This window comes from Actinomadura pelletieri DSM 43383 (assembly GCF_003634705.1).
In the GTDB taxonomy this organism is placed as follows: Bacteria; Actinomycetota; Actinomycetes; order Streptosporangiales; family Streptosporangiaceae; genus Spirillospora; species Spirillospora pelletieri.
Genome location: NZ_RBWU01000003.1, coordinates 257,353 through 279,608 on the forward strand (window position 1 = coordinate 257,353; position 22,256 = coordinate 279,608).

General features: G+C 69.2%; 18 protein-coding genes and 1 tRNA gene. 6 read left to right on the top strand and 13 right to left on the bottom strand.

Annotation, left to right across the window (positions count from 1 at the left end; genetic code table 11):
* Positions 1–73: 73 nt before the first annotated feature.
* Together BZB76_RS14365 and BZB76_RS14370 are read right to left on the bottom strand one after the other, a co-directional pair.
* Positions 74–1,150 carry a polysaccharide deacetylase family protein gene (locus BZB76_RS14365; protein WP_121434875.1) on the bottom strand — a complete coding sequence of 359 codons (1,077 nt, stop codon included), beginning with the start codon at positions 1,148–1,150 and terminating at the stop codon, positions 74–76.
* A 249-nt stretch (positions 1,151–1,399) separates the two neighbouring features.
* Positions 1,400–1,930, bottom strand: coding sequence for a winged helix-turn-helix transcriptional regulator (locus tag BZB76_RS14370; protein ID WP_121434876.1), 531 nt, complete (start codon positions 1,928–1,930; stop codon positions 1,400–1,402).
* 81 nt (positions 1,931–2,011) lie between these two features.
* Here BZB76_RS14370 and BZB76_RS14375 point away from each other — a divergent pair, with 81 nt between their 5' ends.
* Positions 2,012–3,418 (top strand): MFS transporter, encoded by a 1,407-nt coding sequence (locus BZB76_RS14375; RefSeq protein WP_121434877.1) that lies wholly within the window; start codon positions 2,012–2,014, stop codon positions 3,416–3,418.
* A gap of 1,115 nt (positions 3,419–4,533) precedes the next feature.
* Here BZB76_RS14375 and polA read toward each other — a convergent pair.
* Entirely contained in the window at positions 4,534–7,224 is a 2,691-nt protein-coding gene (gene polA, locus BZB76_RS14380; protein ID WP_121434878.1) for a DNA polymerase I, read from the bottom strand.
* Positions 7,225–7,238: 14 nt separating this feature from the next.
* Here polA and BZB76_RS14385 point away from each other — a divergent pair, with 14 nt between their 5' ends.
* Positions 7,239–7,658 (top strand): PaaI family thioesterase, encoded by a 420-nt coding sequence (locus tag BZB76_RS14385; protein ID WP_420534789.1) that lies wholly within the window; start codon positions 7,239–7,241, stop codon positions 7,656–7,658.
* Between the two features lie 264 nt (positions 7,659–7,922).
* Positions 7,923–8,480 (top strand): DUF4352 domain-containing protein, encoded by a 558-nt coding sequence (locus BZB76_RS14390; RefSeq protein ID WP_121434879.1) that lies wholly within the window; start codon positions 7,923–7,925, stop codon positions 8,478–8,480.
* A gap of 106 nt (positions 8,481–8,586) precedes the next feature.
* Here the strand turns inward: BZB76_RS14390 and BZB76_RS14395 are convergent, their stop codons facing one another.
* From BZB76_RS14395 to BZB76_RS14420, 6 genes are all read right to left on the bottom strand, one after another.
* Entirely contained in the window at positions 8,587–9,369 is a 783-nt protein-coding gene (locus BZB76_RS14395) for an ABC transporter ATP-binding protein (RefSeq protein WP_121434880.1), read from the bottom strand.
* On the bottom strand, positions 9,359–10,129 hold the full coding sequence (locus BZB76_RS14400; protein ID WP_121435480.1) for an ABC transporter ATP-binding protein: 771 nt from the start codon (positions 10,127–10,129) through the stop codon (positions 9,359–9,361). Before BZB76_RS14400 ends, BZB76_RS14395 begins: the two co-directional genes overlap by 11 nt.
* A 17-nt stretch (positions 10,130–10,146) precedes the next feature.
* Complete coding sequence (locus tag BZB76_RS14405) at positions 10,147–11,322, bottom strand: branched-chain amino acid ABC transporter permease (protein ID WP_121434881.1); 1,176 nt, start codon at positions 11,320–11,322, stop codon at positions 10,147–10,149.
* Positions 11,319–12,284, bottom strand: a complete 966-nt coding sequence (locus BZB76_RS14410) for a branched-chain amino acid ABC transporter permease (protein ID WP_121434882.1) — start codon at positions 12,282–12,284, stop codon at positions 11,319–11,321. The genes BZB76_RS14405 and BZB76_RS14410 overlap by 4 nt, the downstream gene beginning before the upstream one ends.
* A 109-nt stretch (positions 12,285–12,393) precedes the next feature.
* Complete coding sequence (locus BZB76_RS14415; RefSeq protein ID WP_211343015.1) at positions 12,394–13,569, bottom strand: branched-chain amino acid ABC transporter substrate-binding protein; 1,176 nt, start codon at positions 13,567–13,569, stop codon at positions 12,394–12,396.
* 287 nt (positions 13,570–13,856) lie between these two features.
* The gene (locus BZB76_RS14420; protein WP_246007019.1) at positions 13,857–14,483 is read right to left on the bottom strand and encodes an ANTAR domain-containing response regulator; all 627 of its coding nucleotides are present in this window, start codon (positions 14,481–14,483) and stop codon (positions 13,857–13,859) included.
* Positions 14,484–14,601: 118 nt separating this feature from the next.
* On the opposite strand from BZB76_RS14420, the gene BZB76_RS14425 reads away from it, so the two are divergent.
* Positions 14,602–14,674, top strand: a tRNA-Leu gene (locus BZB76_RS14425).
* A gap of 137 nt (positions 14,675–14,811) precedes the next feature.
* Here BZB76_RS14425 and pyk read toward each other — a convergent pair.
* Both pyk and BZB76_RS14435 read right to left on the bottom strand, forming a co-directional pair.
* Positions 14,812–16,242: a pyruvate kinase gene (pyk, locus tag BZB76_RS14430; protein WP_121435481.1), complete on the bottom strand. Its 1,431-nt coding sequence runs from the start codon at positions 16,240–16,242 to the stop codon at positions 14,812–14,814.
* A gap of 107 nt (positions 16,243–16,349) precedes the next feature.
* Positions 16,350–16,907: a type 1 glutamine amidotransferase domain-containing protein gene (locus tag BZB76_RS14435; RefSeq protein WP_121434884.1), complete on the bottom strand. Its 558-nt coding sequence runs from the start codon at positions 16,905–16,907 to the stop codon at positions 16,350–16,352.
* Between the two features lie 67 nt (positions 16,908–16,974).
* On the opposite strand from BZB76_RS14435, the gene BZB76_RS14440 reads away from it, so the two are divergent.
* The gene (locus BZB76_RS14440; RefSeq protein WP_121434885.1) at positions 16,975–17,676 is read left to right on the top strand and encodes a DUF6597 domain-containing transcriptional factor; all 702 of its coding nucleotides are present in this window, start codon (positions 16,975–16,977) and stop codon (positions 17,674–17,676) included.
* 470 nt (positions 17,677–18,146) lie between these two features.
* On the opposite strand, the gene BZB76_RS14445 is transcribed toward BZB76_RS14440, so the two are convergent.
* Entirely contained in the window at positions 18,147–19,025 is an 879-nt protein-coding gene (locus BZB76_RS14445) for a hypothetical protein (RefSeq protein ID WP_121435482.1), read from the bottom strand.
* Between the two features lie 324 nt (positions 19,026–19,349).
* Here BZB76_RS14445 and BZB76_RS14450 point away from each other — a divergent pair, with 324 nt between their 5' ends.
* Positions 19,350–20,777, top strand: coding sequence for a pyridoxal phosphate-dependent decarboxylase family protein (locus BZB76_RS14450; RefSeq protein ID WP_121434886.1), 1,428 nt, complete (start codon positions 19,350–19,352; stop codon positions 20,775–20,777).
* A gap of 4 nt (positions 20,778–20,781) precedes the next feature.
* Here the strand turns inward: BZB76_RS14450 and BZB76_RS14455 are convergent, their stop codons facing one another.
* A complete protein-coding gene (locus BZB76_RS14455; RefSeq protein WP_121434887.1) occupies positions 20,782–22,245 on the bottom strand; it encodes a glutamate synthase subunit beta in 1,464 nt (487 codons plus the stop codon).
* Positions 22,246–22,256 lie beyond the last annotated feature (11 nt).

Consider the following 22,256-nt stretch of genomic DNA (forward strand, 5'->3'; position numbering starts at 1 on the left):
GCGCAGGCCCACAGCGCAGCGATCAGGATATGGGACCAGCCTCCCGGGGTCAATCCGCTGCGGAGGGCGCCGCTCAGTACGCACGGGCCCTGCCGCGAAATTCCTTCGCGAGCCGCCCCTCGACAGCCCTGGGAAACGTCACGGTGCCGGGATCTCCGTCAGATGTGTACCGTTCATCAGGATTCTTGTCCAGATATTCGAGCCACGCCGCCGAGCAGAACTTCGTGCAGTCGTTCTCTTTAATCTTGTCCTCGGCGCGCACCCGCGGGATGTTCCACCGATCGAAGTCCTCATGGAACGGCGACGGCGAGGGCCGCCACCCCGCGAGGAAGATCCCCTGGAAGCCGTACCGGCCACCGTCCGCGCGCGCCCACGCGACCTTCCGCGGAACCGCCCCGTACGGGTAGGCCAGCGTCGAGGTGTGCCGTCCCACCAGCCGGACGACCCGCTCCTCCAGCCCACCGATCTCCGCCCGCACCTCACCCTGCGACAGCCCCGCCAGGCTCGGATGCGACATCGTGTGGTTGCCGAGCTCGAACCCCCGCTGGACGAGCCATTTCAGCCCCACCGCCGCCTGCGCCTCCGCCATCCCGAACAGGTCCTTGTTCAGATAGAAGGTCGCCACCGCCCGAAACCCGGGGTTCTCCCGCGCGACCCGCTGCATGATCGCGACCGCCGTGTCGGCCTTGGGCCACCCGTTGGCATCGAGCGCGAAGTGTCCGGGCGTGCTGTCATCGAACGTCAGCACCACCGGATGCCGCCCGGCCGGCACATCGAACCGCCCACCGACGAACTCCGCCGCCGTGATCGGCGTGTACCCACCCTTGGCCAACCGCGTCAACTCGTCGTACAGCTCCTTCGTCGACCGATCCAGCGGCGTCTCGGCCTTCGGCACGATCCGGTGATACATCAACACCGGAATCTGCCCCAACTCGTTCGCCTTGACGGCCACAGCCCCCGGCGCCGCCCCCGGAACCGGCCCACTGGGCGTCACGGCCACCACGGGCGCACGAGGCGTCCGACTCACCTTGGCGACCGCCCCCGCCGCAGCCCCGGCCCGCTTCCCCTCCGGCCGAACCGCCGGAAGCACCAGCCCCAGCACCACCGCGCAGACGACCACAACTCCAGCGATCTTGTGAAGCAGAGGCACGCTACCCCCCGCCGGTCAACCCGAACAGGACCCGGGGACACAGTACGGCCCCCTGACATCTACGGACACCCACCCGAATACCCGCATGATCCCCATTAACCCTGCGACACTACGCCCCAACCCTCCGTCACGACGCCGGCTCCACCGGCCAGACGCCTGTCAAGGCGACCGAGGCACCCTCAACCAGAGCCAAGACTTGACGGACCCAAACCCCACACTGACCCGCACCTCACCAATTCGCGCCCAAAGTCACTCCGACGGATCCTTCTCGGCTCGACTCCCGTCCGCCGCCGGCTGGGGCCTGCGCCAGCGCGGATTACGCCTCACCCCGAGGTTCTCGAGCCCGACCTCGTTCCCGGTGTCGCTGCGCAGCTCGACCCGCACAGGAGCACCGGTGTCATGTTCGACGTACAGAAGCGGCGCCTCCCCGCCCTGAAGGTACTTGTCACCCCATTGCATCAGGGCGAGGACGACCGGCAGCAGGTCGCGTCCCATCTCGGTGAGCACGTACTCGTCACGGGTGCGGCCGCCCTCGTCGCGGTAGGGACGCCTGGCGAGCAGTCCGGCCTCGGTGAGATGGCGCAGCTGCCTGGCCGCGATGCGCTCGGTGATCCCGACGCGTCGCGCGAAGCCGGTGAAGCGGGTGGTGCCGTAGTAGGCCTCCCGCAGGATCAGCAGCGACGACCTGGTCCCCACGATCTCCAGGGCCTTGACCAGCGAACAGTGGTCGGTCTTCCACGAACCGAGGTCCGCGAGGGGACCCTCCATCACAGCGGACATGGACCCATGGTATCCGCCAACGACTTCACCAATGTATAGTCAGCCTGCCTATACAAAAGTGAAGTCAGATGGGACGCTCGCATGATTTCAGAAGCGCCGACGACCACCCGACGAACGCAGGGCGACCGCTCGACGGCCATCGTGTTCGTGCTCTGCGCGGCCGCGTTCATGGCCATGCTCGACGTCTTCGTCGTCAACGTCGCGTTCACCGACATCGGCCGGAGCTTCCCCGGCTCGTCCCTGCCCGACCTCAGCTGGGTCCTCAACGCCTACACGATCGTCTACGCGGCGCTGCTGATCCCGGCCGGACGCCTCGCCGACCGACACGGCAGGAAGGTCGGGTTCCTCGCCGGACTCGCCCTCTTCACCCTCGCAAGCGCCGCCTGCGCAACGGCACCGACGCTGTGGTGGCTGGTGACCTTCCGCGCGCTGCAGGCCGCCGGTGCCGCCGCGCTCACGCCCGCCAGCCTCGGCCTGCTGCTCACCGCCCTTCCTCCCGAACGGCGCGCGGGCGCGGTGAAGCTGTGGGCGACCACCAGTTCCCTGGCCGGCGCGCTGGGCCCGGTGACCGGTGGCGCGCTGGTGCAGTTGTCCTGGCAGTGGGTGTTCCTCATCAACCTGCCAATAGGAATCCTGGTCTTCGCCGCCTCGAAGTATCTCCTCCCCGAGTCGCGCGACGACTCGGGAAAGACCCCCGACCTCACCGGCGGGGCACTGCTCGCCATCACCCTCAGCGTGGCCGCACTCGCCTTGGTGAAGGGCGACGAGTGGGGCTGGACCGACACGAAGACATTGAGCGCCTCCGCCACCGCCCTAATCGGACTGGCGCTCTTCCTCACACGAATCAAACGGCATCCGACCCCGTTCATCGACCCCGCTCTGTTCCGCGTGCCGACCTTCGCCTGGGCCAACACCACGGTCCTACTGTTCTGCACGGCGTTCGGCGCGGCCTTCCCCTGCATCGTGCTGTGCCTGCAGAACATGGCGGAACTCAGCCCGATCGACACCGGCCTAGCGATCATGCCGGGCCCACTCATGGTCCCGATCTTCGCGATCATCGGCCAGCGACTCCTCCGACGAGTCCCCCCGAACACCCTGATCGCCTCGGGCAACCTCCTGTTCGGCGCCGGCGCCGCAATGCTGGCCACGTCCCTCAACGTGAACTACATCACCCAGATCCTGCCCGGGTGGATCGTCATCGGCGCCGGCATCGGTCTGGCCCTCCCCACCCTGCTGGGTGCAGCCACCACCGGCCTGCCCCCCGCTCAAGCCGCCACCGGCAGCGCCGTGGTCAACACCAGCCGCCAACTCGGCTACGTCCTGGGCGTCGCCATCTTCGTCGCCGTCATAGGAACGCTCCACTCCTCCCCCGACCAAACCCGAGCAGTCTTCGAAAACGCCTGGTGGTTCATCGCCCTGACAGCGTCCCTGAGCGCCACCACCGCCCTAGGCATCAAGCCCCCACCCCCCACCCACAACCGCCCCTGATCACACCCCACAACTCACCACCCCCGCCGAGCCACGACACACCGTGCCACCTTCCAGCCCGCGAGAACAACGAGGCAGCGATCGCACCGCAACCACGCGACGACCTCAGGATTCGCGATCGCCCCCGAAGGCAGTTTCAACCGAACCCAGAACCCGATCGCGCAGCGAGCCGAAGCAACGCCACCGATCGCACGCAGGTCACAACGCTAGAAAAGCGCAGCGCCCGAATGAGGAGGCACCACAAAAGCACACGAGCCCGAAATTAGCCCTATCCAATAACCCCAGCCACCACAGCGCCCCCGCCACAACCCCAATGTTGGCGATCGCGTCCGAAGGCAGGTCTAAGCGAAGCAAGAACCTGATCGCGCAGCGACCCGCCAGGCAAGCCGAAGCGATGCCAGCGATCGCCCGCAGTTCACGACGATGGAGGGCCCTCCGGGCCCGAAGGAGGAGTGCACTGCAATAAACACAGCAACCCGCCTTACCCACCCACCCCAGCCACCACAGCAACCCCCCAACAACCTCAAGGTTTGCGATCGCGTCCGAAGGCAGGTTCAAGCGAAGCGAGAACCTGATCGCGCAGCGAGCCGCAAGGCGAGCCGAAGCGATGCCAGCGATCGCACCGCAGTTCACGACGATAGAGGGCGCGCAGCGCCCGAAAGAGGAGTATGCACTGCCATAAACACCGCAACCACCCGGACGCGACAACCCCAGCCCGCCTCCGCAACCACGCAACAACCTGAGCCACTGCGATCGCGTCCGAAGGCAGGTTCAAGCGAAGCGAGAACCTGATCGCGCAGCGAGCCGCCAGGCGAGCCGAAGCGATGCCAGCGATCGCACCGCAGTTCACGACGATAGAGGGCGCGCAGCGCCCGAAAGAGGAGTATGCACTGCCATAAACACCGCAACCACCCGGACGCGACAACCCCAGCCCGCCTCCGCAACCACGCAACAACCTGAGCCACTGCGATCGCGTCCGAAGGCAGGTTCAAGCGAAGCGAGAACCTGATCGCGCAGCGAGCCGCCAGGCGAGCCGAAGCGATGCCAGCGATCGCACCGTGTTTTTCGACGATGGAGGCCCGCCAGGGCCGAAGGAGGAGAAAAATACAAAAAAACTAGTGCGCTGCTTCCTGCCAGGTGCGGCCGGTGCCGGTGGAGATGCTGAGGGGGGCGCGGAGGTCGTAGGCGCCGGCCATTTCGGTGCGGACGAGGGTTTTGAGGTCGTCGAGTTCGCCGGGGGCGACTTCGAAGACGAGTTCGTCGTGGACCTGGAGGAGCATTCGGGAGGTGAGGCCGGCGGTGGTGAGGGCGCGGTCGACGTTGAGGCCGGCGACTTTGATGATGTCGGCGGCGGAGCCCTGGATGGGGGCGTTGAGGGCCATGCGTTCGGCCATTTCGCGGCGTTGGCGGTTGTCGGAGTTGAGGTCGGGGAGGTAGCGGCGGCGGCCGAGGATGGTTTCGGTGTAGCCGTCGTGGCGGGCTTTGGCGACGACGTCGCGGAGGTAGTCGCGGACGCCGCCGAACTGTTGGAAGTACTCCTCCATGAGGCCGCGGGCCTCGTCGGGGGAGATGCGGAGTTGTTGGGAGAGGCCGTAGGCGGACAGGCCGTAGGCGAGGCCGTAGTTCATGGCCTTGATGCGGGCGCGGAGTTCGGAGTCGATCTGGTCGGGTGGGAGGCCGAAGACGCGGGAGGCGGTGATGGTGTGGAAGTCGGCGCCGGAGTTGAAGGCCTCGAGGAGGGCGTCGTCTTCGGAGAGGTGCGCCATGATGCGCAGTTCGATCTGGGAGTAGTCGGCGGTGAGGAGGGTCTCGTAGTCCTGTGAGACGACGAACGCCTCGCGGATCTGGCGGCCTTCGGCGGTGCGGATCGGGATGTTCTGCAGGTTCGGGTCGGTGGAGGAGAGACGGCCGGTGGCGGCGATCATCTGGTTGAAGGTGGTGTGGATGCGTCCGGCGTCGTCGGCCATGGGGATGAGGGAGTCGACGATGCTCTTGAGTTTGGCGACCTCGCGCCAGCGGAGGATGTGGTCGAGGACGGGGTGGGGGTCCTTCTCCTGGAGGTTGGTGAGGGCCTCGGAGTCGGTGGTGTAGCCGGTCTTGGTGCGTTTGGTCTTGGGGAGTTTCAGTTCGTCGAAGAGGACCTGTTGCACCTGTTTGGGCGAGCCGAGGTTGAACTCGTGGCCGACCTTCTCGTGTGCCTGTTGTTCCTGCTCTTTGACCTGGGCGCCGAGGGACGCGGAGAGCCCGGCGAGGTGGTCGGTGTCGACGGCGATCCCGGCGCGTTCCATGCCGGCGAGGACGCCGACGAGCGGGAGTTCCACGTCGTGGAGCAGGCGGGTGGCGCCGCGTTTGTCGAGGTCGATGTCGAGGACGTCGGCGAGTTCGGTGACGGCGCGGGCGCGGACGGCGAGGGCCTGGGCGGCCTCTTCCTCGCCGGAGCCGTCGAGGGTGAGCTGGCCGTTGTCCTCGGTTTCGGTGCGCAGTTCGCGGTGCAGGTAGCGCAGGACGAGGTCGGCGAGGTCGAAGGTGCGCTGCCCGGGGAGCGCGAGGTAGGCGGCGAGGGCGGTGTCGCTGGTGACGCCGGCGAGGGTGATGCCGCGGGCGGCGAGGGCCAGCATGGGGCCCTTGGCGTCGTGGATCGCCTTGGGACGGCGGGTGTCGGCGAGGTAGGCGGCGAGGGCGCGTTCGTCGTCCTCGATCAGCTCGGCGGGGTCGAGGTGGACGGCGGGGCCGTGTTTGGACGCCAGGGCCAGGGCGGTGATCTCGCCGGTGCCGCGGCCCCAGGTGCCGGTGACGGCGATGCCGAGGCGGTCGTCGGCGTTGGCGTCGAGCCAGGCGCCGAGCGCGCCGGGCTCCAGGGCGTCGAGGTGGACGTCGAAGCCCTCGTCGGCCTCGGGTTCGGCCGCGGAGATGGAGGCGTACAGGCGTTCGCGCAGGACGCGGAACTGCAGCGAGTCGAAGAGGGTGTGGATCTCCTCGCGGTCCCACTGGCCCATCGCGAGCTGCGGCGGCGTCAGTTCCAGGCCGACCTCGGTGTCGAGCTTGTTGATCTGGTGGTTGCGCAGCACTCCGGCGAGGTGTTCGCGGAGGCTGTCGCCGGCCTTGCCCTTGATCTCGTCGACGCGGGCGACGAGGGTGTCGAGGTCGCCGTACTTGGTGAGCCATTTGGCGGCGGTCTTCGGGCCCACGCCGGGGACGCCGGGCAGGTTGTCGCTGGTCTCGCCGACGAGCGCGGCGAGTTCGCGGTACCGCTCGGGCGGGACGCCGTACTTGGCCTGGACGGCGGCCGGGTCCATGCGGGAGAGCTCGGAGACGCCGCGGACCGGGTACAGGATGGTGACGTCGTCGTTGACGAGCTGGAAGGCGTCCCGGTCGCCGGTGACGATGAGGGTCTGCATGCCCGCGTTCTGGGCCTGGACGGACAGGGTGGCGATGATGTCGTCCGCCTCGAACCCGGCGACCGACAGCCGCGGGATGCGCAGCGCGTCCAGCACCTCGAAGATCAGGCTGATCTGGCTGCGGAACTCGTCGGGGGCCTTCTGCCGTCCCGCCTTGTACTCGACGTACTGCTCGTGCCGGAACGTCGGCTCGGAGCGGTCGAACGCCACGGCGATGTGGGTCGGCTCCTCGTCGCGCAGGACGTTGATGAGCATCGAGGTGAAGCCGTACACGGCGTTCGTCGGCTGGCCGTCGGTCGTGGAGAAGTTCTCCACGGGCAACGCGAAGAACGCCCGGTAGGCCAGGGAGTGCCCGTCGAGCAGGAGGAGCCGTTCACGCTTGTCAGGGGTCGCTGCTTTCGTCGCCACACCAGGACTCTAGTCTGCGTGGACGACACTTTCTCGGAGGTGCGGTGACCGGAGACGAGTACGGCGACCTGGCGAGGACCATGGGCGTCGAGTACCTGGAGACCTCGGCGGAACGCGTGGTGGGGCGGATGCCCGTCGCGGGCAACACCCAGCCGTACGGGTTGCTGCACGGTGGCGCGTCGTGCGTCCTGGCGGAGTCGCTCGGCTCCATCGCCGCGATGATGCACGCCGGGGAGGGCCGCATCGCCGTCGGCATCGAGATCAACGCCACCCATCACCGGTCGGCCACGGAGGGGCATGTCATCGGTGTGGCGACCCGGGTGCACGGCGGCCGGACGCTCGCCACCTACGACATCGTCATCACCGACGACCGGGACCGGCGGGTCTGCACCGCGCGCCTGACCTGCATGATCCGGGACGCCCCCCAGGCCTGACGGGCCCTGGCCGGCGTGCGCGGCCGGTCGTCCTTCCTTTGCGGTGTGCGCCTCGGGGTCTGTAGCGTGGATCGGAACGGCCCGGGGTCACCGAGTAGACAACGTACGCGCCCGGGGAAGGTTCGTACGGCCCCAAAGGTGACCCCGGGTCAACGTGTGTCCGGGGACGATACGACACCGGCATGAGGCTGTTGGTGGTTTCGGTTGGGTTGCGAATCGTCCCGGTGCCTTCAGCCGTGCCGCGATCGGCCGTACCGTCCGGGTATGCGCCTGCGTGCCCCTCGTCCGCGGATCGCGGCCGCCGCGATCGCGCTCGGCGCCGCCGCCGTCGCGCTGCCCGGCTGCTCCGGTTCGGAGCGGGCCGAGGCGCCGCCCACCTACCATGTTCCGGCCGAGCGGGCCCGCGAGGGCGAGTCCGTCCCGCGCGGCAAGACCGGACGCAGCGCCGACCTGCACTTCACCGTCCTCGGGTTCCGGGAGGGCATGACCGAGGTCATGGGCACCCACACCGCGATGGGCTCCAAGGGCACCTTCACCCGTGTCCGCGTCCTGGCGGTCAACACCGGCCGCGACATCCAGGTCTTCGACACCTGGAAGCAGCGTCTCGTCACCACCGACGGCCGGGGCCACTCCCCCGACGTCAACGCCACCATGATCAAACGGCAGCCGGAGCGGCTGTCGGTCGGCGCGTCCATGCGCGTCGAGTTCGATCTGTGGTTCGACGTGCCGCGCGGCGCGCGGGTCCGGGCCGTCCTTCTCTACGGCTCCCCGCCCGTCGGCGCCGTCGGCGACCCCGACCCCACCGAGATCCGCCTTCCCTGACCCCCCGCCCCGGCGCTCAGAAGCGCCCAGAGCGCCATGACGCGGCACGCCCGTCCAGAACCCGGCGAACCGGACTGGACGGGCGCGTAACGCGAACGGGGAGCCGCTACGAAGGGGAATCCTCCTCCGGGTCGTCCACCGGCTCGGCGGACGAGACGTCCGAGGCCGCGGCCAGGTCGTCGCCCGCCGCGCCGCCCAGGTAGGCCGCGCGGACCTGCGGGTCGTCGAGCAGGTCGCGCGCCGGGGCCGACTTCACGACCCGGCCCGTCTCCAGCACGTAGGCGCGGTGCGCGATCTGCAGCGCCTGCTGGGCGTTCTGCTCCACCAGCAGCACCGTGGTGCCCCGCCGGTTGATCTCCACGATGATCGAGAAGATCTGCTGGACGAGCATGGGCGCGAGGCCCATCGACGGCTCGTCCAGGAGCAGCACCTTCGGCTTGGCCATCAGCGCGCGCCCGATCGCGAGCATCTGCTGCTCGCCACCGGACATCGTGCCGCCCGCCTGCGTCCGGCGCTCGGCCAGGCGCGGGAACAGTTCGTACGCCTCGGCCAGTTCCTTGGACGCGTCGTCCTTACGGGCGTAGGCGCCCATCAGGAGGTTCTCCTCCACGGTCATCCCGGGGAAGATCCCGCGCCCTTCCGGGGCCTGCCCGATCCCGGCGAGGACCCGCTTGTGCCCGGGCATCCGGCTGATGTCCTGGCCGTCGAAGCGGATCGCGCCCGAGGACAGGTTCCGCAGGCCCGAGATCGTCTTCAGCGTGGTCGTCTTTCCGGCGCCGTTGGCGCCGATCAGCGTCACGATCTCACCGTCGTCGACGGACGCGGAGATGCCCTTCAGCGCCGCGATCTTTCCGTAGTGGACGTGGATGTCCTCGATCTCAAGAAGCATCGGCCGGAGCCCCCAGATACGCCTCGATCACCCGCGGATCGTTCTGCACCTCGGCCGGAAGGCCGTCGGCGATCTTCTGCCCGAAGTCGAGCACCGCGACCCGGTCGCTGATGCCCATCACCAGGCTCATGTCGTGCTCGATGAGCAGCACGGTCACGCCGGTGTCGCGGATCCTGCGGATCAGGTCCTGCAACGCCACCTTCTCCGCGGGGTTCATGCCGGCGGCGGGCTCGTCCAGCAGCAGCAGCTTCGGGTCGGTCGCCAGCGCCCGCGCGATCTCCAGGCGCCGCTGGTCGCCGTATGGGAGGTTCTTGGCGGCCTCCTCGCCACGGTGCGGGATGCCGACCAGTTCCAGCAGCTCACGGGCCTTCTCCCGGCCGCGGCGCTCCTCGCGGCGATGCCACGGCAGTCCCAGGCCCGCGGCGACGAAACCCGTCCGGTGGTGCGCGTCCGCGCCCACCAGGACGTTCTCGACCGCCGACATGTTGTGGAACAGGCGCACGTTCTGGAACGTCCGCGCCACACCCAGTTTGGTGACGACGTACCGCTTCTTCCCGTCGATGCGCTTGCCGCGGAACACGACCTGGCCCTCGGACGGCCGGTACACGCCGGTGGTGACGTTGAACACCGTCGTCTTCCCGGCGCCGTTCGGGCCGATCAACGCGAAGATCTCGCCCTCGCCGATCGTGATGTTCACCTTGTTGAGCGCGACCACGCCGCCGAACCGCATGACGATGTCCCGCAGTTCGAGCACGGGCATCGGGTTCTTCGTCCCGCTCACTTGCCCTCCTCCCGTGACTCCACCGGGCCGGGGCCGTCATGTTCCGGTACGGCGACCTCGGCTCCCAGGCTGCCCATGCCGCCGGTGCCTTCGGCCAGTTCGGCCTTGCGTTGCCGGGACGGCCACAGCCCCTCCGGACGGAAGATCATCATGACCACCAGCGCGGCACCGAAGATCAGCATCCGGTAGTCCTTCAGCTCCCGGAACCGTTCCGGCAGCCAGGCCAGCAGCGCGGCGCCGAGCATCACGCCGGGCAGGTTGCCCGAGCCGCCCAGCACCACACCGGCCAGGATCAGCGCCGACACGATGAACTCGAAGTTCAGCGGGGTGATGGACGTCTGCTGCGAGGCGTAGACCACGCCGCCGCTGCCGCCGATCGCGGCGCCGATGGCGAACGCGGCCAGCTTGAACTTGAACGTCGGCACGCCCATGAGCTCCGCCGCGTCCTCGTCCTCGCGGATCGACGCCCACGCGCGCCCCACCCGCGACCTCTCCAGCCGCTTCACGAAGATGATCGAGATGATGATGAAGAGCAGCAGCAGGTAGTAGTACGGCCGGGCGTCCAGCAGCCCGTACTTCAGCGGCTGCACGCCGAAGATCTCCCACTCCGACAGCGACGGCGGGTGCGGGATTCCCTGCACACCGCGCGGTCCGTTCACGTAGTCGCTGTTGTTCGCGGTCCGTTTGACGATCTCACCGAAGCCGAGCGTGACGATCGCCAGATAGTCGCCGCGCAGCCGCAGTGTGGGCGCCCCGAGGATCACTCCGGCCAGCGCGGAGAACGCGATCGCCAGGACCAGCGACTCCCAGAACGTCCAGTCGTACTTGGTCGCGAAGATCGCCATCGTGTAGGCGCCGACCGCGTAGAAGGCCACGTATCCGAGGTCGAGCAGGCCGGCCATGCCGACGACGACGTTCAGGCCGATCGCGAGCAACACGTAGATCGCGATCTGGGTGCTGAGCATCCCGGCCCAGTCGACGCCGCTCGGCGCCATGAACGAGCCGATCGACTCGCTCGGCAGGAGCAGCCCGAAGATGATGAGCACGCCGTACACGATCCAGCGCACCGCGGCCGGGGCACCGGCCCAGGCGTCGCGGAGCGGATCGAGGGAGAGCCTGTCGCGGACCTGGCCGAGGCCGCCGTTTCCGTTTCCGTTCTTTGTGAGGTTCATGCGCGCGCCCGCTGGAGAGATTCACCGAGAATGCCGGTGGGACGGAACATCAGGACGAGGATCAGCAGGGTGAACGCGACGACGTCCCGCCACTGAGATCCGAAGATGCTCGATCCGTACATCTCCAGCAGCCCCAGGGTGAAGCCGCCGGCCAACGCGCCACGGATGTTGCCGATGCCGCCGAGCACCGCCGCGGTGAAGGCCTTGATGCCGAGCAGGAATCCGACGAAGTAGTTCGTGGTCTCGAACCGCAGGAAGTACAGCGCGGCGGCGACACCCGCCATGATGCCGCCGACGAGGAACGTCGCCGACACCACCCGGTCGATGTTGACGCCCATCAGGACCGCGGTCTCCGGGTCCTGCGCCGTCGAGCGGATTCCGCGGCCGAGCCTCGTCCGGTTCACGAACTGGTCCAGCGCGATCATCATCAGCACCGCGCCGACGAAGATGATCAGTTGATCGTTGCGGATCACGATCCCGCCGGTGTCGACGACGTTCGACAGATCCTTGAAGTGCTCGTTGACGTCGAGCTTGCCTCCCTCCTTCGAGGTACCGAAGATCCAGCGGACGCCCACCGTGCCCATCAGCTGCTGGATGAAGATCGACGCGCCGATCGCGGAGATCAGCGCCGCGAGCCGGGACGCGCCCTTCTTGCGCAGCGGCCGGTACGCGGTCGCCTCCAGCAGCATCGCGCCGCCGCCCGAGACCGCGCCGGCCACCACGGCCATCAGCACCACGACGCCGATGAGGGTGATGCCCCCCACGTCGGACACGCCCATGGTCCGCGCCGTCCACAGCGCGGCGAACGTACCGACCATGAAGATGTCGGCATGCGCGAAATTGATCAGCCTGAGCACGCCGTAGACCATCGTGTAGCCGAGCGCCAGGAGCGCGTAGATCGCGCCCAGCGCCAGCCCGTCGATGGTCGACGGCCAGAATTGATTGATGAAGTCGTCGAGCACCTTCGGTCGCCTTCGTCAAAGGAGCGGGAGCGCTGTAGCGCTCCCGCTCCCGCGCCATCAAGGGCCCCCGGAACGGGGGACGGTCAGGTCTGTACTGGCGTGGTGACGCCTACGAGACCTTCGCTTCGTTGCTGTTTCCGAGGAGGGGGATCGTGTTGCCCTTCACCTCGTAGATGAAGATGTCCTGTGCCGCGAGCTCACCCTTGCCGTCGAACTTGATCGGCTTCCCGACGCCCTGGGTGTCGAGCGTCTTCAGGAAGTTGTTGATCGCCTCCGGCTCGGTGTGACCCGCCTTGACCGCCTCGATGAAGGCAGTCGCGGCGTCGTAGCCCTCGGTCGAGTAGATCGCGACCTCGGAGCCGAACTTCGTCTTGTAGTCGGTCGCGAACTTCTTGGCCTTCTCGTTCGTCTTGCCCTCGGCGTCGATGAGGCAGCCGCAGCTGAGCAGCGCGCCCTGCGCGTTCTCCTGGCCGGCGCCCTCGATCAGCCCGGCGGCGAGCGAGCCGTCGCCCGACATCATCTTGCCCTTGTAGCCGCCCTCGCGGAGCTGCTTGAAGAGCCGTCCGGCCACCGCGTAGTAGCCACCGAAGTACACCGCGTCGGGCTTGAACTGGTTGATCTTGTTGACGGTCGAGGAGTAGTCCGTGGCCTTGTCGTCCACCGCGTCCGTCTGGGTCTGGGCTCCCTTGGTTCCGGCCGCCTTCGCGATGGCGTCGGTGAGGCCCTTGCCGTAGGCCTGGTTGTCGGACACCAGGTAGATCTTCTTCGCCTTGACCGAGTTCACCAGGAAGTTCGCGGCGCCGTCGCTCTGCACGGCGTCGTCGGCGACCACACGGTGCCAGTACTTCCAACCCTTCTCGGCCAGCGTGATGCTCGTCGCGGACGGCGACACGCTCGGAACCTTGGCCTCTTCCAGGATCGGGCCGACGCTCTCGGACTCACCGGAGAAGGCGGGCCCGATCAAACCGACGATCTTGTCGTTCTTGACCGCGCCCTGCGCCAGGGGCGTCGCCTGCTCCGCCTTGCCCTGGCTGTCATATGTCTTAAAGTTGATCTTGACCTTGGGGTTGGTGGCGTTGTACTGCTCGATGGCCAGCTGGGCGCCCTGCTTGGGCGGGATCACCAGACCCGAGTTCTCACCGGTCAGGTCCCCCATGAACCCGATCGTGACTCCGTCACCGCCGCCGCTACCCCCGTCATCGTCGCCACCGCAGGCCACGGCGCTGAGTGCGAGCGTCACGCCCATCACCACCGCGCCGGTGATCCTCATCTTGTTGCGCCGCAAGGTGCCCAACCTTTCCATCCGGATCCAGGAGAGGATCGGGTACGAGTCGTGCCCCGATGCCGAGCTCTCGGTTGGAGGAATCGGGCAACCGGGGACCAGGTATGTCGTACACCGTCGACCCGCCCCAGAACAGGACCCTCGGATAGAAGGGTTACTCGTTCGTTACGACCCCGTGCTCATCCGAATCCGGGCATTGCCAGGCATAATTACTCTATGTAATCGGTCAGGCCCAGTCCGAAGACTTCGGTTTGGCTCTTGACAACGTGATAAATAACAGGGTTGAAATGTCAACCTGCGGTCGACTCGTCCGGCCCCCGCGACCCCGTTCCGTGGTTTCGCGACTCGCCTTCCGCCGCCCCGGCCGCTCCCGCCACGACCGCCTCGGCGACGGCCCGCATCGTGAGTCGCCGGTCCATGGACGTCTTCTGGATCCACCGGAACGCGTCCGGCTCCGACCACCCGTGCGCCTGCTGCAACAGCCCCTTCGCGCGGTCGACCACCTTGCGGGTCTCCAGGCGTTCCTGCAGGCCGGCGACCTCCGCCTCCAGCGCCCGCAGCTCGGTGTACCGGCTGACGGCCATCTCGATCGCGGGCGCGAGGTCGGTCTTGGAGAACGGCTTGACGAGGTAGGCCATCGCGCCCGCCTCCGTCGCGCGCTGGACGAGTTCGCGCTGGGAGAACGCGGTGAGGATCACCACCGGCGCGATCCGCTCCGCCGAGATCCGCTCCGCCGCCGAGATCCCGTCCAGCACGGGCATCTTGACATCGAGGATCACCAGGTCGGGGCGTAGCTCACCGGCCAGCCGCACGGCGGCCTCGCCGTCTCCGGCCTCTCCGACGACCTCGTATCCGTCCTCCTGAAGCATCTCCTTCAGGTCCAGCCGGATCAGGGCCTCGTCTTCCGCGATCACCACTCGCCGAGCGCTCTCCACGCCCACGAGCCTACCGAAACCCGCTACCCTGTCCTGTGCCGCCCCTGCCAGGGCACCGCCCGGCTATCATCGCCTTCGTCGTCCGCTTTCACCGGACCACGCCCCGATATCCCAACGGCAGAGGAAATGGTCTCAAACACCATCTAGTGTGGGTTCGAATCCCACTCGGGGCACAGACCACGAAGCCGCCGCCCGATCCGGGCGGCGGCTTCGAGCGTTGTGGCGGCGCATTATGGGCGGTCGTCCCCGCCGCCGGGCGCACGTTTCCGGAGTGACGTGGAAACGAGATCGATTAGTGATCCGGGCCCGGTCAGTGCTGGACGGCGATGGCGTCGCCGATGCTGTGGACGCGCAACGCGTTGGTGGAGCCGGGGGTGCCGGGGGGCGAACCGGCGACCACGACGACCTTGTCGCCCTTCTGGCAGCGGCCGAGTTCGAGAAGGGCCTGCTCGACCTGGGCGAACATGGCGTCGGTGTGGTCGGCGTGCGGGACGACGAAGGTCTCGACGCCCCAGACGTGGGCGAGGCGTCCCCGGACGGCGGGCACGGACGTGAAGGCGAGCAGCGGGATCGGCGACCGGTAGCGCGACAGGCGCCGGGCGGTCTCCCCCGACATCGTGAACGCGGCGAGCGCCTCGGCGCGGACGATGGCGCCGACCTCCGCGGCGGCGCGGGCGATGGCGCCGCCGACCGTCTCGGGCATGCGCTCCAGGGTGTGGGTGGCCTGGAGGGCGGCCTCCTCCGCGGTCCGCACGATCCGGCTCATGGTCAGCACGGACTCGACGGGATACTGCCCGACGCTGGTCTCGCCGGAGAGCATCACGGCGTCGGCGCCCTCGAAGACGGCGTTGGCGACGTCGGAGGTCTCGGCGCGGGTGGGCCGCGGCGCGGAGATCATCGACTCGAGCATCTGGGTGGCGACGATGACCGGGCGGGCCTTCTCGCGGCAGAGTTCGATGGCGCGCTTCTGGACGATCGGGACCTGCTCCAGCGGAAGTTCGACGCCGAGGTCGCCGCGGGCGACCATGATGCCGTCGAAGGCGGCGACGATCTCGGGTAGCCGCTCGACCGCCTGCGGCTTCTCGATCTTGCCGATGAGGGGGACGCGCACCCCCTCCTCCTCCATGATCTGGTAGCAGATGTCGGCGTCGGCGGGGGTGCGGACGAACGACAGGGCGACGAGGTCGACGCCGAGGCGCAGCGCCCAGCGCAGGTCGCGCTCGTCCTTGTCGGTGAGGGCGGGCACGCTGACCGGGACGCCGGGGAGGTTGAGGCCCTTGTTGTCGGAGACCATGCCCCCGACGGTGACGGTGGTGTGGACGCGGGCGCCCTCGACGCCGGTGACCTCCAGGGCGACACGGCCGTCGTCGATGAGGACGGTGTCGCCGGGGCTCACGTCGCCGGGCAGGCCCTGGTAGGTGGTGGAGACCTCGCGCCGGGTGCCCGGAACGTCGTCGGTGGTGATGGTGAACTCGTCGCCGAGGGTGAGGCGCACGGGGCCGTCGGGAAAGCGCCCGATGCGGATCTTGGGGCCCTGCAGGTCCGCGAGGATGCCGACGCCGCGTCCGGTGGCGTCGGCGGCGGCACGGATCCGGTGGTAGACCTCCTCGTGGACGGCGTGGTCGCCGTGGCTCATATTGAGGCGCGCGACGTCGATGCCGGCCTCGACGAGGGCGTGGATCTGCTCGCTGCCGGAGCAGGCGGGGCCGATGGTGCTGACTATCTTCGCTCGACGGTTCACGTGCACAACCGTACTTAGTTACCAGCGAGTAGATATGTTCATGCAGGATATGGTCGTCCGGGGTTCACCGAGTGGTCTAGCTCAAGGTCTAGACCACACGGTTCCGGTCAGCCCTTGAACGCCTCGACGGCGGCCTGGCAGAACGCCTTGAGATCGTCGGGCTTGCGGCTGCTGACCAGGACGTTGGGCCCGTCCTCGCAGATCCGCACCTCCTCGTCCACCCACGTCGCCCCCGCGTTGCGCAGGTCCGTCTGGAGACTCGGCCACGAGGTGACGGTTCGGCCACGGACGACGTCCGCCTCGATGAGCGTCCACGGGCCGTGGCAGATGACCGCGACGGGCTTGCCGGCGTCGAAGAACGCCCTGACGAACGCGACGGCGTCCGGGTCGGTGCGCAGGAAGTCGGGGTTGGCGACGCCGCCGGGCAGGGCGAGCGCGTCGAACGCGCCGGGATCGGACTCGGCGACGGTGGCGTCCACGGGAAAGGTGTCGGCCCGGTCGAGATGGTCGAACGCCTGGATCTCCCCGGACGCGGTGGAGATCAGCCGGGGTGTCCCGCCGGCCTGCTCGACGGCCGTCCAGGGTTCGGTCAACTCGACCTGCTCGGTGCCCTCGGGCGCGCAGAGGAAGGCGATGGTCCTGCCGTGAAGATCGTTGTTCGGCATGGTCGTGCTCCTGTTCGAAGGGGTCTTCCGTGGCCCTGCCCGAGAGCGCGGGTGATATGCAGGAGAGGTGAAGGGAACGGGCACGGTTCGGCCGAGTTATCGCGAATATCCGGCGCCGGGACTGGCGTGCTCGTGGACGGCGGCGCTGCCGCGGGACGCCGCCCCTTTCACACAGCGCGTCGTGCCCGACGGGTGCGTGGACCTGATGTGGTCGGCGTCAGGGATCCTCGTCGCGGGCCCGGACACCGGGCCGATCCCCGCGGTGATGGAGCCGGGCACCGCTGTGGCGGCGGTGCGGTTCGCGCCAGGGACTGCGCCACCAGTCCTGGGCGTCCCGGCGGACGCGATCCGCGACGGGCGGCTGCCGCTGCGGGAACTGTGGGGCGGGGAGGCCGACCGGCTGGCGGAAACCGTCGGCACGGCCCGCGACCCGCGTGCGGCGCTGGTCGCGGCGGTCCGGGAGCGGATGCGGCCCGCGGATCCGCTCGTCCCGGCGGTGGTGGTCGGGCTCCAAGAGCGTTCGGTGCGGGACGTGGCGGACGGTCTCGGCATCAGCGAGCGGCAGCTCCGACGGCGTTCACTCGCGGCATTCGGGTACGGGCCGAAGACTCTCCAGCGGGTGCTGCGCTTCCAACGGGCGCTGGGACTGGCCCGCGCGGGCGAGCCCCTGGCGGGGGCGGCGTTCGCGGCGGGCTACGCCGACCAGACGCACTTCGCGCACGAGGTCCGCGCACTCGCGGGCGAACCCGTTCGCAACCTCCTGTGTTAATGACAGGCGTGTTTATTGCAGGAACGGCCCACTGCGCTCGCCTTACGGCTCGCTACGTGACCGTTCCTGGGGCGAACGCGACATCGCTTCGCGATCCGCCCGGCTCCGCTCGCCTTCGGCGTCGCTGCACCGGGCGGGTAACGCGTTCGCGCGCGGGCTGAGGTCGCTGCGTTATTTGCAGGACCGGCCCACTGCGCTCGCCTTGGTTTGCTACGTGACCGGGCTCGGGTGAACGCGGTATCGCTAAGCGATCCGCCAGGTTGCGCTCCTCGCCTCCGGCATCGCTGCACCAGGCGGGGCAGGCCCTAGAGGTTCCCGCCCACTGCGCTCGCCTTGCGGCTCGCTACGTGACCGTTCCTGGGGCGAACGCGACATCGCTCGTGAGCCGCGCGGTTTTGCTTGTCTTCGGCGTTGCTGCGCCGGGTGGGTCACGTGTTTGGGTGTGGGCTGAGGCCTTCTCGAAAAGGCCCCTAGGGCTTGAGGCGGTGGTGGGCGCGTAGGGTTCGCAGTCGTTCGACGGTGATGAGGCCGCGCCATTCGGGGCGGGTGATGGGCGTCCAGATGAGGAAGGGGACGTTCCATCCGCCGTCGTCGTCCTGCGCGTCGATCAGGGCGTCGAGGTGGGCGTCGATGACGTCGGCGGTGAAGAGGCGGCGGCCGTACCCGTGCGGGGTCGGGGCGAAGTCGAGCGGGAAGTGCTGGGCTCCGGCGGCGTGCGGGTCCAGGGTCACGGGTGCGGCGAGGGCGTCGCGGAGGCGGGTGAAGACGGCTTCGGCGCGGTCCCGGTCGGGGACGTGGTCGAGGAACGTGAGGATGGACAGGGCGTCGTAGGGGCCCGGTTCGGCGTCCGCGTTCTCCAGGTAACGCCAGCAGAAGTCCGTGGCGGGGCCGAGCCAGGGGTGACGGGAGCCCGCGCGGTGCAGCATTCCGGCGAGCGTCCCGGTGGGGTTGATGGAGCCGGGCGGGTCGTCGGGCGTCTGCCACCACGGCGCGTGCGGGGTGTCGCGGACGCTCGGCAGCACGAACGGAACTCCCCCGCCCGGCGCGGTGATGGACGCCAGATAGTCGCCGATGCGCTCGACCGCCGGGTCGTCGTCGGCGCCGCACTCGTGCAGGACGTCGAGGGCGTGCTGGGCGGGGACGGGCTGGCTGCCCTCGCCGCGTAGGTCGGGTTCGAGGGCGTGCCCGTATCCGCCGTCGGGGTTCTCGTAGGCGTGCAGGGCCGCCAGGACGGGTCCGGCGGGCCCGCCGCGGAAGTGGAGGGCGAAACGGCGCCGGTCGATGAGACGGCCGTTGAGGCGCAGGAACTCGGCGGCACGGTCGACGCCGCTGTCGGGCAGAACCTTCATGCCGTCACCGTAGGACGGCCGCATCCGGCCGGTCTTGCAGGAAACGGACACCGGTATCCCGGTCAGGGGGTGGGCCCGGCCACCCCAGCGGTGAGTGGCCAGGCCCCTGATGTCCCGCGTATGGGGCGGGAGCAGGCGGTTCGCGGTGGCGTGACAAGGCTCAGGCCGTCCGGCCGCCGTTCGGTGAACCTGGGCCGGACGGTAGTCGACCGACCGGCAGTCCACAAGTGGGTGCGGGGTGGCCGGATGTGTCCGTGATCTGCTGGTTGCACGAGTGGTGGACCCCGTTCCCGGAGAGGGGCTGTATGTGGTCTGCTGTCCGACATGAGTGATCCGCTTGACGAACGTGACGTGGCCGACGAGCCGCTCGCCGTGGTGGCGCGGGCGGCGGGCCCGTACCTGGACGGGCTCGGCGAGCGCCCGGTCCACGACCCCGCGCAGGACGTCCTGCTGGACGAACTCGGCGGCCCGCTCCCGGAGGAGGGCGACGGGTCGGTCGCCGCCCTGGAACGGCTGGTGCGGGTGGGGACGGGCGCGGCGACGCATTCGTCCGGGCCGCGGTGTTTCCACTTCGTGGTCGGCGGGGCGACCCCGGCGGCGATGGCGGGCGACTGGACGACGTCGCTGTTGGACCAGGGCGCGGGCCTGTGGGTGCTGTCGCCGTTCGCCGCGCGGGCGGAGACGGTCGTGCTGGGCTGGCTGAAGGAGCTGTTCGGGCTGCCCGCCTCGTTCGGGGGCGTGCTGACCCCGAGCGCGACGCTCGCGCACGTCACGGGTCTGGCGTGCGCCCGGTACTGGTGGGCGGACGGCTACGGCGTGGACGTGACGTCACGGGGCCTCGGCGGGCTCCCGGTGATGCCGGTGTTCAGCAGCGGGCTGGTGCATGTGAGCACCCGTAAAGCACTGCAGATCCTCGGCTGCGGCCGGGACACGCTCCGCACGTTCGCGCGGGACGACGCGGGCCGGGTCGATCTCGCCGCGATGGAGGAGGCGCTGGAACGGGTCGGCGGCCGGGCGGTGATCGTGGCGAACCTCGGTGAGGTCAACACCGGCGACTCCGACCCGATCGACGAGCTCGCCGACCTGGCGGAGCGGCACGGCGCGTGGCTGCACGTGGACGGCGCGTTCGGGATGTTCGCCGCGCTGTCGCCGCGGACGGCGCATCTCGCGCGTGGTGTGGAACGTGCCGACTCGGTGACCGCGGATGGGCACAAGTGGCTGAACGTGCCGTACGAGAGCGGTTTCTCGTTCGTCCGGGACGGGGAGCTGCTGTCCCGCGCGTTCGGCGCGTGGGGCGCGGCGTACCTGCCGGACGCGGACGACGAGCGGATCAACTACAACATGCTGGGCCCGGAGTCGTCGCGGCGGGCGCGGGCCCTGCCGATCTGGGCGACGCTGCGCGCGTACGGGCGCGACGGCTACCGGGCGATGGTGGAGCGGCACCTGGACGTCGCCCTGCACCTGGGTGAACTCGTCGAGGCGGCACCGGACCTGGAGCTGCTCGCGCCGGTGCAGCTGTGCATCGTGTGCTTCCGGTACCGTCCGGACGGCGTCCCGGAGCATCGACTGAACGAGCTGAACGCCCGCCTCGGCGAGGCCCTCCTCGCCGACGGCCGTGTCTTCGCGGGGACGAGCACCTACCGGGGCATGACCGTGTTCAGGCCCGCGCCGCTGAACTGGCGGACGACGAAGTCGGACGTGGAACTCCTCGTCGACGTCGTCCGGGAACTCGGCGCGGACCTGAACGGCTGAACGGTCAGGCGATGGGACGGGCGGTGGGCGGGATCGGGTACGGCAGCGACGTGTGGCCGGTGAGGTAGGCGTCGACGGCGTGCGCGGCGGCGCGGCCCTCGGCGATGGCCCACACGATGAGCGACTGGCCGCGGCCCATGTCGCCCGCGGCGAACACGCCGTCCACGGACGTGGCGTAGTCGCGGTCGCGGGCCACGTTGCCGCGCTGGTCCAGGTCCACGCCGAGCTGGTCGAGCAGCCCCTCCCGCTCCGGGCCGACGAAGCCCATCGCGAGGGTGACCAGTTCGGCGGGGATCTCCCGTTCGGTGCCCTCGACCGGCTGGAACCCGGTCTGCGGACCGCCGACCTCCACGAGCCGCAGCGCGCGGACGTTGCCGTTCCCGTCGTCGACGAACTCGGTGGTGGACACCGCGTACACGCGGTCGCCGCCCAGGTCGGCGAGTTCCTCGTGGGCGCTCTCCACCTTGAACAGCATCGGGTACGTCGGCCACGGCTGCGCGTCCGGCCGGGTCCGCGGCGGGCGCGGCATGATCTCCAGCTGGGTGACGGACGCGGCGCCCTGCCGGATCGCGGTACCGATGCAGTCGGCGCCGGTGTCGCCGCCGCCGATGACCACGACGTGCTTGCCCGTCGCGGAGATCGGCGACTCGTCGAAGTCGCCCTCCTGCACCCGGTTGGCCGGCGGCAGGTACTCCATCGCCTGGTGGACGCCGTTCAGCTCCCGTCCGGGGACGGGCAGGTCGCGCCAGGCGGTGGCGCCGCCCGCGAGGACGACGGCGTCGTGCCCCGCGCGCAGCTCGTCGGCGGTGATGTCGACGCCGACGTTCACCGACGTCCGGAAGACGGTGCCCTCGGCGCGCATCTGGTTCAGGCGCCGGTCCAGGTGCCGCTTCTCCATCTTGAACTCGGGGATGCCGTAGCGCAGCAGGCCGCCGACGCGGTCGGCGCGCTCGTACACGGTGACCTCGTGCCCGGCGCGGGTGAGCTGCTGCGCGGCGGCGAGGCCGGCGGGCCCCGAGCCGACGACCGCGACCGTCTTACCGGTCCGCACGGTGGGCGGCTGCGGGCGCACCCAGCCCTCCGCGAACGCCCGGTCGATGATCTCCACCTCGACCCGCTTGATGGTCACCGGGTCCTGGTTGATGCCGAGGACGCAGGCGCTCTCGCACGGGGCGGGGCACAGCCTCCCGGTGAACTCCGGGAAGTTGTTGGTGGCGTGCAGCCGTTCGATCGCCTCGTGCCAGTCCTTGCGGTAGACGAGGTCGTTCCACTCGGGGATGAGGTTGCCGAGCGGGCAGCCCTGGTGGCAGAACGGGATGCCGCAGTCCATGCAGCGGCTCGCCTGCTTCTCGACGCGGTCGCGGCCGAAGTCCTCGTAGACCTCGGACCAGCTGCGGATCCGCACGTCGACCGGACGGCGCTTCGGGAGCTCCCGCCGGACGGTCAGAAAACCCTTCGGGTCGGCCATTGAAGGAAGTC